The organism is Labrys sp. E2SS-1L, assembly GCF_057073705.1.
This window is the reverse complement of sequence record NZ_CP172713.1, coordinates 675,766-688,147: the sequence shown is the minus strand read 5'-3', so window position 1 is coordinate 688,147 and position 12,382 is coordinate 675,766. Positions and strand designations below refer to the sequence as shown.

Genomic DNA, 12,382 nt, shown 5'->3' with positions numbered 1-12,382 from the left:
CTTTTTGTATTCATGTTGTATTTTTAGTTGATTTCGCGCTCGAAAACGCAATAGTGGCTGCGCCGTGAAAAACACGAGCCAAAGCAAAGAGAGAGCGTGAGAATGAGGAAATCGGTCGCTGTCTTCGGCCTCATGGCCGCCATCGCCATGGCCAGCCCCGCCAAGGCGGACAAGCTGGACGACATCATCGCTTCGGGAACGCTGCGCTGCGCCGTGGTGCTCGACTTTCCGCCCATGGGCTCGCGCGATGCCAACAACAATCCGATCGGCTTCGACGTAGACTATTGCAACGATCTCGCCAAGGCCCTCGGCGTGAAGGCCGAGATCGTCGAGACCCCCTTCCCCGAGCGCATCCCGGCCCTGATGTCCGGCCGCGTCGATGTCGGTGTCGCCTCGACCTCCGACACGCTGGAGCGTGCCAAGACGGTGGGCATGACCATCCCCTATTTCGCCTTCGAAATGGCGGTGACGGCCAATGAAAAGTCGGGCGTGAAGTCCTTCGAGGGCATGAAGGGCAAGGTCGTGGGCGCCACCGCCGGCACCTATGAAGCCATCGCGCTCGAAAAGCAGGTCAAGGCCTGGGGCAGCGGTGAATTCCGCCCCTACCAGACCCAGGCCGACGTCTTCCTCGCCTTGAGCCAGGGCCAGCTCGACGCCACCGTCTCCACCTCCACGGTGGCCCAGGCCAATGTGAAGACCGGCAAGTTCCCCGGCATCGCCGTGGTCGGCAAGGCGCCCTTCGACATCGACTATGTCGCGCTGTTCGCGGCCCGCGACGAATACGGCCTGATCAACTACCTCAACCTGTTCATCAACCAGCAGGTCCGCACCGGCCGCTACGCCGAGCTCTACAAGAAGTGGGTGGACGAAAACGTTCCCAACCTCACCGTCAACGGCTCCTACCGCTGACCTGACCGTTTCACCGGCGGCGCGTCGCCAAGCCTCGCGCCGCCGATCCCGCTCGAGAGGTGAAACGGCATGTTCAAATATGCCTTCCATTGGAATCAGGCCCTGAAAGCGCTGCCGCAGCTGCTCGATGGCGCCCTGGTCACCTTGCAGATCGCCCTCCTGTCGATGGCGATCGGCCTTGCCATCGCCATCGTCCTCACCCTGTTCCGCCTGTCCGGCAACCGCCTTCTCGGCGGCTTCGCCACGGCCTGGGTCGAGGTGGCGCGCAACACGCCGGCGCTGTTCCAGATCTACATGGCGCATTTCGGCCTCGGCAATTTCGGCATTCACCTGACGCCCTTCACCGCGCTGCTCGTCGGCATCGCCTTCAACAATGCCGGCTACCTGGCCGAGAATTTCCGCGGCGCCCTCAAGGCCATTCCCGACACGCAGGCCCGCGCCGGCCGCTCGCTCGGCATGACCTCGCTGCAGGCGTTCCGTCTGATCATGCTGCCGCAGATGTTGCGCGTCGCCTTCCTGCCCGCCACCAACCAGATGGTCTGGGCCATCCTGATGACCTCGCTCGGCGTCACCGTGGGCATGAATACCGATCTGGCCGGCGTCACCCAGGAGCTGAATGCCCGCTCCTTCCGCACCTTCGAATTCTTCGCGCTGGCCGCGGTGATCTACTACCTGATCGCCAAGGCCGTCACTTTGGCGGCCCGGGCATTTGCCTGGCGCATGTTCCGGTATTGAGGGGGTCGATCATGTTCAACACCACCCTGACCTGGAGCGATCTCGCCTTCCTGGCCCAAGGCGCCGGCATGACACTGGCGGTCACCGCGGTCTCGGTCGCCGCCGGAACCGTACTCGGCATCCTCTTCGGCGTGATCCGCGTCCAGCTCGGTCCCTATTGGTCGGCGCCGCTGACCTTCCTGCTCGACATTTTCCGCTCGGTGCCGCTGCTCATCCAGCTCGTGCTGGTCAATGCCTTCCAGTCGATCGCCAAGCTGGGCTGGCCGCCCTTCACCACTTCCTGCGTGGTGCTGAGTTTATATACGGCCGCCTACTGCACCGAGATCGTGCGCGGCGGCATCGCCTCGGTGCCGACGACCACCCGCCGGGCCGCGCGTTCGCTCGGCATGAGCTGGTGGCAGGACATGCGCTACATCGTGGCGCCGCTGGCCATCCGCGTCAGCCTGCCCTCCTGGATCGGCCTGACGCTCGGCGTCATGAAGGATTCCGCCCTGGTGCTCTGGCTCGGCCTGATCGAGCTCCTGCGCGCCTCGCAGATCCTGGTCACCCGCCTGCAGGAACCGCTCTTCATCCTGATGATCTGCGGCGCCATCTATTTCCTCATCAGCTTTCCCATCGCCCGTCTCGGCGGCTATCTCGAAAGACGGTGGTCCCCCAATGATTGAGATCCAGAACGTCCGCAAATCCTTCGCTTCGCTCGAAGTGCTGAAGGGCATCAATCTCACCGTCGACAAGGGCGAGGTGGTCAGCATCATCGGCGGCTCCGGCTCGGGCAAATCGACGCTGCTGACCTGCATCAACGGCCTGGAGCCGATCAATGCGGGCAAGATCACCATCGACGGCACCGAGGTCCATGCCAAGAGCACCGACCTCAACAGACTGCGCCGGAAGGTCGGCATCGTCTTCCAGCAGTGGAATGCCTTTCCGCATCTGACCGTGCTGGAAAACGTCATGCTCGCCCCGCGCAAGGTGCTCGGCATGGCCAGGGCCAAGGCCGAGGAGATCGCGGTCAAGCAGCTGAGCCATGTCGGGCTGGCCGAGAAGCTCTCCGTTTATCCCACCCGGATGTCAGGCGGCCAGCAGCAGCGCATGGCGATCGCCCGGGCCCTTGCGATGTCGCCCGAATATATGCTGTTTGACGAGGTGACATCAGCGCTCGACCCGATGCTCGTCGGCGAAGTGCTCGACACGCTCAAGATGCTGGCCGAAGAGGGCATGACGATGATCTGCGTCACGCATGAAATGGCGTTCGCCCGCGACGTCTCCAACCGGGTAGCCTTCTTCCATCAGGGCGTGATGGCGGAGATCGGCACGCCGGACCAGCTCTTCGGTGCGCCGCAGAACCCCGAAACCCAGAAATTCCTGGCGAGTGTGCGGTGAGTTCGGATCTCGACGTCATCGTCATCGGGGCCGGCGTGGTGGGCCTGTCCTCCGCCATCGCCGCCAAGGAGCGCGGGCTCTCGGTCGCGGTGCTGGACCGGGAAGGCCCGGCCGCCGGCGCCTCCGCCGGCAATGCCGGCGCCTTTGCCTTCACCGATATCCTGCCGCTCGCCTCGCCCGGCATCCTGAGGAAGGCGCCGAAATGGCTGATGGACCCACTCGGGCCCCTCAGCGTGCCGCCGGCCTATGCGCTGCGGATCGCGCCCTGGATGTTCCGCTTCTGGCGGGCCTGCTCGGCCTCGCGCGTGGCACATGCGACGGCGGCCCAGACGGCTCTGATGGATCTGTCCAAGGCCGAGCTCGAGCCCTTCCTGGCTGAGACCGGCACGCTTCAGATGCTGCGCAAGGAAGGCAATCTGCAGGTCTACGAGAGCAAGGCGGAGCTGGAGGCCTCACTGCCGGGCTGGGATGCCCGGCAGGCCCATGGCATCGAATTCCGTCATCTCGACGCCACCGGCATGGCCGAGATTCAGCCGGGGCTGGCCCCGCGCTTCAGCCATGGCACCTTCACACCCGGCTGGTTCTCCATCGCCGATCCCAAACTTTATACGCTGGCACTGGCAGAGCACCTGCGCGCGAACGGCGGACTGGTCGAACGGGCGGAGGTCAAGGCTCTCACCCCCTTCGAAGGTGGCGTCGAAATCCTTGGCGCGGATGGCAGCGTGCGGCGGGCCGCCAAGGTGGTGCTCGCTGCAGGCGCCTTCTCGCACCGGATCGCCCGGACCATCGGCGAGGTCATCCCGCTGGAAACCGAGCGCGGCTACAACACCACGCTGCCGCCCGGTTCCCTCGATCTGCGCACCCAGATCACCTTTGGCGGCCATGGCTTCGTCGTTTCGCGTTTGTCGACGGGCGTCCGCGTCGGTGGCGCCGTGGAACTCGGCGGTTTGGAACTCAAGCCGAATTTCCGGCGCTCGGAAGCCATGCTGAAGAAGGCGCAGGCCTTCCTGCCAGGCCTGAAGCCGGAAGGCGGCGTGCAATGGATGGGCTTCCGCCCCTCCCTGCCCGACAGCCTGCCCGCCATCGGCCGTTCCCGCGCCACGCCCCGCGTGATCCATGCCTTCGGCCACGGCCATCTCGGCCTCACCCAGTCGGCCGGCACGGCGCGCATCGTCGCCGACCTCCTGACCGGTCACAAGCCCGCCATCGATATCGCTTCTTTCTCGCCTCAGCGTTTCTGACGAAAAGGTCCTGCCATGGCCAACCACACGTTCTCATGCATCGACGGCCACACCTGCGGCAATCCCGTCCGCCTGGTGTCGGGCGGCGGCCCGCTTCTCAAAGGCGCGACCATGCTGGAAAAGCGCGCCCATTTCCTGCGCGAATTCGACTGGATCCGCACCGGCCTGATGTATGAGCCGCGCGGCCACGACATGATGTCGGGCTCGATCCTCTATCCGCCGACCCGGCCGGACTGCGACGTCGCCGTGCTGTTCATCGAGACCTCCGGCTGCCTGCCGATGTGCGGCCACGGCACCATCGGCACCATCACCATGGGCATCGAGCACGGCCTGATCACCCCGCGCGAGCCCGGCAAGCTCTCGATCGACGCCCCTGCCGGCAAGGTCGACATCACCTACCGCCAGGAAGGCCGCTTCGTGGAGGAAGTGCGCCTCACCAACGTGCCCGGCTTCCTCCATGCCGAGGGCCTGACGGCCGAGGTCGAAGGACTGGGCGAGATCGTGGTCGATGTCGCCTATGGCGGCAATTTCTACGCCATCGTCGAGCCGCAGAAGAATTTCCTGGATATGGCCGACCACACCGCCGGCGAACTGGTGGGCTGGAGCCCGAAGCTGCGTGCCGCGCTCAACGCCAAATACGAGTTCGTCCATCCCGAACACCCTGAGATCCAGGGCCTCAGCCACATCCAGTGGACGGGCAAGCCGACGCAGGCAGGCGCCCATGCCCGCAATGCTGTGTTCTATGGCGAGAAGGCCATCGACCGCTCGCCCTGCGGCACCGGCACGTCCGCCCGCATGGCGCAGCTCGCCGCCAAGGGCAAGCTCAAGGTCGGCGACGACTTCGTGCATGAATCGATCATCGGCTCGCTGTTCAAGGGACGGATCGAGGCGGCCACCGAGATCGCCGGCCGCGCGGCGATCATCCCCTCCATCGCGGGTTGGGCGCGCATGACCGGCATCAACACCATCTTCATCGACGATCGCGACCCCTTCGCCCATGGTTTCGTGGTCAAGTAAGCCGGTTTCGTATTGAAATGAGCAGTTCCCCTTCCGCGCGCAGCATCCTCGCAGGCTCCGCCCACGGGCCCGTCATTGCCAGCCAGGAAGCGCTCAGCTTCTGGGGCGGTGTCGATCCCGCCACCGGGCGGGTGATCGACGTGCACCATCCGCTGCACGGGACCTGCCTCACCGGCGGCATCCTGATGATGCCGTCCAGCCGGGGTTCCTGCACGGGTTCGGGCGTGCTGCTCGACCTCGTCCTCAATGGGCGGGCACCTGCGGCACTGGTTTTCGGCGAGCCCGAGGACGTGCTGACCCTGGGAGCGCTGATCGCCGCCGAGCTCTTCGGCAGGGCTCTGCCCGTGCTGCGCCTGGCGCCCGAGGCTTTCGCGGCCCTGGCGCGGGCAAAGTCCGCGCGGATCAGCGAGACAGCCATCGAGATCGACGGCCTGTCCTTGCCTCTCGCACCTCCTGCCACCACGACGCTCGACCTCACCGAGGCCGATCACGCCATGCTCGATGGACGGGATGGACCGGCTGCGCAGCAGGCCATGCGCATCATCTGCGCCATGGCCGCCCAGCAGGGCGCCCAGGGGCTTGTGGACGTTACCCAGGGCCATATCGACGGCTGTATCTATGCCAGCGCCGCCAACCTGACCTTTGCCGAGAAGATGGCCGAGATGGGCGCTCGTGTCCGCGTGCCTACCACGATGAACGCCATTTCGGTCGACCATGCCAACTGGCGGGAACAGGGCGTGCCGCCCGCCTTCGGCGCGCCGGCCGCGCGCCTTGCCGATGCCTATGTCCGCATGGGCTGCCGGCCGACCTTCACCTGCTCGCCCTATCTGCTCGACAGCGCTCCCCATGCGGGCGAAGCTATCGCCTGGGCCGAGTCCAATGCGGTGATCTTCGCCAATACCGTGCTCGGCGCACGGACCGCCAAGCATCCCGATTTCCTCGACCTCTGCATCGCCGTGACGGGGCGGGCGCCGCTGTCGGGCGTCTATCTCGACCGGCACCGCGAGGCCCGCCGTCTCATTGACGTCGAACTCCCCGACCAGGTGGACGATGCCTTCTGGCCGCTGATCGGCTATCTCGCCGGCCGTGCCGCGCCCGAACGCATCCCGCTCCTGCGCGGCCTCGCCAAGGCCGGGCCCTCGCGGGACGACCTCAAGGCGCTCTGTGCCGCTTTCGGCACCACCTCGGCCGCACCGATGCTGCATGTCGAAGGGGTCACGCCGGAGGCCGACGGTGCCGCAGCCGATGACGCCGACACTGTCGTCATCACGCGCGCCGACATGGCCGCGGCCTGGCAGCGCCTCAACGAAGGGCCGGAACAGGTGGAGCTCGTCGCCATCGGCAGCCCGCATGCCTCGCTCGACGAATGCCGCGGCCTTGCCGAGGCGCTGGCGGGCCGCAGGCGTCTTGCCGATGTCGCCGTCATCGTCACCGCCGGACAGCAGGTCATCCGCGAAGCGGAAGGCGACGGCACCCTCGCACGCCTGCAGGAGAGCGGCGTGCAGGTCCTGCCCGACCTGTGCTGGTGCTCGATTTCAGAACCGGTCTTTCCGACGCGGACCCGGGCCGTGATGACGAATTCCGGCAAATACGCCCATTACGGCCCGGGTCTCTCCGGCCGCGCCGTGCGCCTCGGCAGCCTCGCCGATTGCGTGACCGCGGCGTTGACCGGTCATGCCCCGCATCGTCTCCCCACCTGGCTTTCCTGAGGACTTTTCCATGCGCAGCACGAAAACCATCCACGTGATCTCCGCCCATGCCGAAGGCGAGGTCGGCGACGTCATCGTCGGCGGCGTCACCCCGCCGCCGGGCGACAGCATCTGGGAGCAGAGCCGCTGGATCGCCCGCGACCAGGCCCTGCGCAACTTCGTGCTGAACGAGCCGCGCGGCGGCGTGTTCCGCCATGTCAACCTGCTGGTGCCGCCCAAGCATCCCGAGGCCGATGCCGCCTTCATCATCATGGAGCCGGAAGATACCCCGCCCATGTCCGGCTCGAACTCGATCTGCGTCTCCACCGTGCTGCTCGACAGCGGTATCCTGCCGATGCACGAGCCGGTGACGGAGATCACGCTGGAGGCTCCCGGCGGACTCGTCCGCGTCCGCGCGGAGTGCCGGAACGGCAAGGCAGAACGTATTTTCGTACGCAATCTTCCTAGCTTCGCCGACAAGCTTGATGCAAAGCTCGAAGTTGAAGGGTTAGGTACGCTCACCGTCGACACCGCCTATGGCGGCGACAGTTTCGTCATCGTCGATGCAGCCGCCCTGGGTTTCAGCCTGAAGCCCGACGAAGCGCATGACATCGCCACGCTCGGCGTGCGCATCACCAACGCCGCCAATGCGGCGCTCGGCTTCCACCATCCCGAGAACCCCGACTGGAAGCATTTTTCCTTCTGCCTGTTCGCTGGCGCCGTCGAGCGCACGGCCGAGGGCCTGCGCGCCGGAGCCGCGGTGGCGATCCAGCCGGGCAAGGTCGACCGTTCGCCGACGGGCACGGCGCTGTCGGCCCGCATGGCCGTGCTGCATGCCCGCGGACAGATGACGCAGGAAGACAGCCTGACCGCGGTTTCGGTGATCGGCTCGACCTTCACGGGTCGCATCGTCGGCACCACCGAAGTCGGCGGCCGGCCGGCGGTGCTGCCCGAGATCTCGGGCCGCGCCTGGATCACCGGCACCCACCAGCACATGCTCGACCCCTCCGACCCCTGGCCCGGCGGCTACAAGCTGAGCGACACCTGGGGCGCGCGCTGACAGGCGCGCTGCCGCAAACCATCGGCACCGTCATTGACCCGAAACCTGCCGCCTCTATATCGATAAACGACAACGGTTTTCGAAAAGACGGGCACTGTGGCAATGGCGGCCGACGGACTACCGGATCCTCCCGAGCGGCCTGATGCGTCTGCGCAATCCTCCGAGACCGGACAGGAGCAAGGCCTACCGGCCATGCACGGACCTGCCGACGGCTCACCCCGGGAGGTCTTCGGCGTCTTCCTCAAGCTCGGGCTGACCTCCTTCGGCGGACCGATTGCCCATCTCGGCTATTTCCGCGATGAAGTGGTGGTACGTCGCCGCTGGATCAGTGAAGCCGCCTATGCCGATCTCGTTGCGCTCTGCCAGTTCCTACCGGGGCCCGCCTCCAGCCAGGTCGGCTTCTGCCTGGGCGTCCTGCGTGGTGGCGGATTGCTGGGTGGGCTCGCGGCCTGGCTTGCCTTCACCTTGCCCTCGGCCGTCATCCTGACTGCCTTTGCCCTCGGCGCGTCGGCCCTTGCCGGTCCCCTGGCGGCAGGCGCGCTTCACGGCCTGAAGCTGGTGGCCGTCGCCGTCGTCGCCCAGGCGATCTGGGGCATGGCCAAAACCCTGACGCCGGACAGGGAACGTGTCGGCATTGCCTTGGTGGCCGTCGCCATCACCGCCCTGACGGCAGGCTGGTTCAATCAGATCGGCGCCATCGTGATCGGTGCGCTTGCCGGGCTCTGGCTCTGTCGCAGCGGACAGAGCGCTCCCGTCGGCCGCCTCGGCTTTGTGGTATCGCCACGCAAGGGCATTGTCGCCCTGGCCCTGTTCGCCGCCTTGTTCTTCATTCCTGTCTTGCTCGCAGGCGCGACGGGCGGAGACTCGGCCTTCAAAGGCGCGATCACCCTGTTCGATGCCTTCTACCGCTCCGGGGCGCTGGTCTTCGGCGGCGGCCATGTCGTCCTGCCTCTGTTGCAGGCCGAAGTGGTGGCGCCCGGCTGGGTCGGCAACGAGGCCTTCCTTGCCGGCTATGGCCTGGCCCAGGCCATGCCGGGGCCCCTCTTCACCTTTGCCGCCTATCTCGGCGCCGTCATGACACCAGCGCCGAGCGGCATTGCCGGCGCGCTGATCGCCCTCGTCGCCGTCTTCGCGCCGGGCCTGCTGCTGGTCTACGGCATGCTGCCCTTCTGGGATGCACTGCGCTTGCGTCCTGCAGCACAGGCGGCCATGCGCGGGGCCAATGCTGCCGTGGTCGGCATCCTCGCTGCGGCCCTCTATTCCCCCGTCTGGACCAGCGCGGTCCTTTCGCCGCGAGACTTTGCGCTGGCGCTGGCCGGCTTCCTGCTGCTCACGGTCTGGAAAACGCCACCCTGGGTCGTCGTCGGCGTGCTGGCCGCAGGTGGGATTGTCCTTCGTTTGAATTGAGCGCCAAAGTCGGCCACACCGCGTGTACACGTCATAGGATTAATCGTTTTATAGTATATTTTCGTAATTTTTCCGATAAAATTGGGTCCATCTTTTGTAATATACAGTTGTCAATCGCTTCGGCGCGGTGTTTTATTGAAACAAGAGCGGAATAGTCCGCCGCAACAATCCGGCGCAGGGGGTAGGCGATGACATCGACCCTCGACTTCTTCAAAGCCGTCAAGTTGGATACAGGCCAGTCCGAGACGACCCAGATCCATGAAGCTCTGCGGAGCGCCATCATCGCGATGGCGATGGCACCGGGGGAGGCCGTTCGGGAAGAGGAGATCTGCGCCGGACTGTCGGTATCCCTTGCGTCCTTGCGGGATGCTATCCTGCAACTGGCAAACGAACGCTTCGTCGTCATCGAGCCTGAGGGTCATGCTCGCGTCGCCGCGATCGACATCGGCGAGGTGCTCACCGGCCAGATCGTCCGCGAAACGCTGGAGGTCCGGATAACCCGCCTTGCGGCCCGGCACTTCGCCCCGGCCCGGGCCACGGATTTCGAGCTTTCCCTGTCCCTGCAGGACGAGGCCGCCAAGCGGCACGACACCGATGAATTCTTCGCTCTCGACCATGCCTTCCATCAGTTGATCTGCGAAATCTCCGGCATCAGCAACAGCTGGCGCATTCTGCATGCGGCAACGGGGCAACTCGACCGCGTCAGGCGGCTGGCCTTTGCCTTCGAGAACAGCTTCGACGTGGTGATCGCCGAACATGGCGCGATCTATCAGGGCTTGAAAACCAGAAGCGAGCAGGCCGCTGTCACGGCCCTCCAATTCCAGCTCGACAGCATGTTCGAAAACCTCCGGCTGCTGCGAAAGCAAAGCCCGGATCTGTTTGCCGATTACGGCGATATCGATTTCGACATGATCCGATAGGCGCGACGCGCTGATCAGGCGGCTTGGCGAACCAGCAAGCTCCCGCCGCGACCCAAATTTAATTGCATAAAATTTGGATTTATTTGCCAAGAAAATGCGTTTGTATGCATTCAAATCAAATGCCAGGATTGTTTAGGTGATCGAAAAAATAACACTCTATTTTTGTTGATTGGTGCTGCCGTCTCCGTGGCAGGCCCTGTCTTTGGGATCGACCCGCCATGAGCATGACCGAATTTCGGGGCCCCGGATTGTCCGAGAGCCAATGGCACCAGATCAGGACGCTGGCCACCACGCTCGACAACCGGCAGTTGCAATGGCTGAGCGGCTTCTTCGCCGGCATCGAGTTCAAGGCCGGCGACTGGGGAACGCATACCCCTCTCGCGCCGACGCAACAGGATGCCGTTTCCAGCCGCCGGATCACCATCCTCTATGGCAGCGAGACCGGCAACAGCAGCGCCCTCGCGGCAAGTCTTGCCGAGCGGGCCAGGGCCGAGGGGTTCTCGCCCCAGTTGTTCGACATGGCCGACTACAAACTGCGCGGCTTGAAGGAGGAACAGGATCTCCTTCTGATTGCCAGCACCTATGGCGAAGGAGACCCGCCCCAGCCGGCAGCGAATTTCTTCGAATTCGTCGAAAGCCGCAAGGCGCCCAGGCTGCCGGGTCTGCGCTTTGCCGTGCTGGCTCTGGGGGATTCCACCTATGAACGCTATTGCGAGGCGGGCAAGCGCCTCGACCGGCGCTTCGAGGAGCTCGGCGCCATCAGACTGCAGCCGCGCGTCGACTGCGACGTCGACTATGACGAGCCGGCCGCGGCCTGGATGACCAACGTGCTCAGCCACATGGCCAAGCCGGCCTCGACGATAGCCGGCTCCCCGGCAGTGGCGGAACCGCGCACCAGCACTGGCTTCGACAAGCGGAATCCCTTCGCCGCACGCATCCTCGACAATCTCGTTCTGAGCGGGCGTGGTTCCTCCAAGCAGGCCCACCATGTCGAGATCTCCCTGGAAGGCTCGGGACTGGCCTATGAGCCCGGCGACTGCCTGGGGCTGATGCCGAGCAACGATCCGGCTGTGGTCGAGGCCATGATCGGCGAGCTCGGTTTCGACGGCGCAGCGACGGTCACGGTGAAGGATACGCCCTTTGCGATCCAGGAGGCGCTCGCCCGCCATGTCGAGATCACCGCGCTGACGCCGCGTTTCATCGAGCATTGGGCAGGAATCACCGGTGCCGAAGCCCTGAGGCGCCTCGGCGATCCTGCCTCGGTCGAAGACCGGTCTGCCTTCATGCGCGGGCACCACATCCTTGACGTTGTCAGGCGTTTTCCAGCCAAAGGCCTCGACCCGCAGATGCTGATCGCCGGTTTGAGGCCGCTGCAGCCACGGCTCTATTCCATTGCCTCGAGCCTGTCCGCCGTGCCTGACGAGGCCCATCTGACGGTCTCCACCGTCCGCTACGAGCTGGCAGGCGAGCCGCGTTCCGGCGTGGCCTCGGGGCATCTCGCCGATCGCGGCCAGCCGGACCAACAACTGCCGGTCTATATCCATGCCAATCCGCATTTTCGCCTGCCTGCCGACGACGTGCCCATCATCATGGTCGGTGCCGGCACGGGGGTGGCGCCCTACCGGGCCTTCATGCAGGAGCGCGAGGCACGCGCGAGCAGCGGGCGCAGCTGGCTGGTGTTCGGCGAGCGCAATTTCCGCACAGACTTCCTTTACCAGAGCGAATGGCTGGCCATGCTGTCCGCCGAGGTGCTGACCCGCATGGACGTGGCCTTCTCCCGTGACGGACATGAGAGGATCTATGTCCAGCACCGGCTAAAGGAACAGGCGCGCGACATCTTCGCCTGGCTGGAGGAAGGCGCCTCCTTCTATGTCTGTGGCGACGCCAGCCGCATGGCCCCCGACGTGCACCAGGCCCTGCGCTCGATCATCGCCACGCAAGGCGGCCTCGGCGCGGATGCCGCCGACGATTATCTGCAGCGCCTGCAGCGCGAGCATCGTTACCAGCGCGACGTCTATTGAGGCT

General features: G+C 65.3%; 11 protein-coding genes. All 11 read left to right on the top strand.

All coding sequences use genetic code 11. The annotated features are described in order from the left end of the window. Positions 1–102: 102 nt before the first annotated feature. The 11 genes from ACIGJE_RS28875 (at position 103) to ACIGJE_RS28825 (ending at position 12,378) form a co-directional block, all read left to right on the top strand. The gene (locus ACIGJE_RS28875) at positions 103–909 is read left to right on the top strand and encodes an ABC transporter substrate-binding protein (RefSeq protein ID WP_415083534.1); all 807 of its coding nucleotides are present in this window, start codon (positions 103–105) and stop codon (positions 907–909) included. Positions 910–978: 69 nt separating this feature from the next. Continuing rightward, a complete protein-coding gene (locus ACIGJE_RS28870; RefSeq protein WP_367624427.1) occupies positions 979–1,644 on the top strand; it encodes an amino acid ABC transporter permease in 666 nt (221 codons plus the stop codon). 11 nt (positions 1,645–1,655) lie between these two features. Continuing rightward, complete coding sequence (locus tag ACIGJE_RS28865; protein ID WP_367624428.1) at positions 1,656–2,309, top strand: amino acid ABC transporter permease; 654 nt, start codon at positions 1,656–1,658, stop codon at positions 2,307–2,309. Further along, positions 2,302–3,024 (top strand): amino acid ABC transporter ATP-binding protein, encoded by a 723-nt coding sequence (locus ACIGJE_RS28860; RefSeq protein WP_415083531.1) that lies wholly within the window; start codon positions 2,302–2,304, stop codon positions 3,022–3,024. Before ACIGJE_RS28865 ends, ACIGJE_RS28860 begins: the two co-directional genes overlap by 8 nt. After that, entirely contained in the window at positions 3,021–4,265 is a 1,245-nt protein-coding gene (locus tag ACIGJE_RS28855; RefSeq protein ID WP_415083529.1) for an NAD(P)/FAD-dependent oxidoreductase, read from the top strand. Before ACIGJE_RS28860 ends, ACIGJE_RS28855 begins: the two co-directional genes overlap by 4 nt. Before the next feature lie 15 nt (positions 4,266–4,280). Beyond that, the gene (locus ACIGJE_RS28850; protein WP_415083527.1) at positions 4,281–5,282 is read left to right on the top strand and encodes a 4-hydroxyproline epimerase; all 1,002 of its coding nucleotides are present in this window, start codon (positions 4,281–4,283) and stop codon (positions 5,280–5,282) included. A 17-nt stretch (positions 5,283–5,299) separates the two neighbouring features. Next, positions 5,300–6,991, top strand: coding sequence for a cis-3-hydroxy-L-proline dehydratase (gene lhpI, locus ACIGJE_RS28845; protein ID WP_415083525.1), 1,692 nt, complete (start codon positions 5,300–5,302; stop codon positions 6,989–6,991). 10 nt (positions 6,992–7,001) lie between these two features. Then, positions 7,002–8,030 carry a trans-3-hydroxy-L-proline dehydratase gene (locus tag ACIGJE_RS28840; protein WP_311941090.1) on the top strand — a complete coding sequence of 343 codons (1,029 nt, stop codon included), beginning with the start codon at positions 7,002–7,004 and terminating at the stop codon, positions 8,028–8,030. A 192-nt stretch (positions 8,031–8,222) separates the two neighbouring features. Beyond that, positions 8,223–9,437: a chromate efflux transporter gene (gene chrA, locus ACIGJE_RS28835; RefSeq protein WP_367624433.1), complete on the top strand. Its 1,215-nt coding sequence runs from the start codon at positions 8,223–8,225 to the stop codon at positions 9,435–9,437. A 188-nt stretch (positions 9,438–9,625) separates the two neighbouring features. Further along, positions 9,626–10,357, top strand: a complete 732-nt coding sequence (locus ACIGJE_RS28830) for a GntR family transcriptional regulator (RefSeq protein WP_483681124.1) — start codon at positions 9,626–9,628, stop codon at positions 10,355–10,357. 218 nt (positions 10,358–10,575) lie between these two features. Next, a complete protein-coding gene (locus ACIGJE_RS28825) occupies positions 10,576–12,378 on the top strand; it encodes an assimilatory sulfite reductase (NADPH) flavoprotein subunit (RefSeq protein WP_483681123.1) in 1,803 nt (600 codons plus the stop codon). Positions 12,379–12,382 lie beyond the last annotated feature (4 nt).

Coding starts and splice junctions, on each gene's coding strand:
- ACIGJE_RS28875 (WP_415083534.1), top strand. CDS start 103: ATGAGGAAATCGGTCGCTGTCTTCGGCCTCATGGCCGCCATCGCCATG.
- ACIGJE_RS28870 (WP_367624427.1), top strand. CDS start 979: ATGTTCAAATATGCCTTCCATTGGAATCAGGCCCTGAAAGCGCTGCCG.
- ACIGJE_RS28865 (WP_367624428.1), top strand. CDS start 1,656: ATGTTCAACACCACCCTGACCTGGAGCGATCTCGCCTTCCTGGCCCAA.
- ACIGJE_RS28860 (WP_415083531.1), top strand. CDS start 2,302: ATGATTGAGATCCAGAACGTCCGCAAATCCTTCGCTTCGCTCGAAGTG.
- ACIGJE_RS28850 (WP_415083527.1), top strand. CDS start 4,281: ATGGCCAACCACACGTTCTCATGCATCGACGGCCACACCTGCGGCAAT.
- lhpI (WP_415083525.1), top strand. CDS start 5,300: ATGAGCAGTTCCCCTTCCGCGCGCAGCATCCTCGCAGGCTCCGCCCAC.
- ACIGJE_RS28840 (WP_311941090.1), top strand. CDS start 7,002: ATGCGCAGCACGAAAACCATCCACGTGATCTCCGCCCATGCCGAAGGC.
- chrA (WP_367624433.1), top strand. CDS start 8,223: ATGCACGGACCTGCCGACGGCTCACCCCGGGAGGTCTTCGGCGTCTTC.
- ACIGJE_RS28830 (WP_483681124.1), top strand. CDS start 9,626: ATGACATCGACCCTCGACTTCTTCAAAGCCGTCAAGTTGGATACAGGC.
- ACIGJE_RS28825 (WP_483681123.1), top strand. CDS start 10,576: ATGAGCATGACCGAATTTCGGGGCCCCGGATTGTCCGAGAGCCAATGG.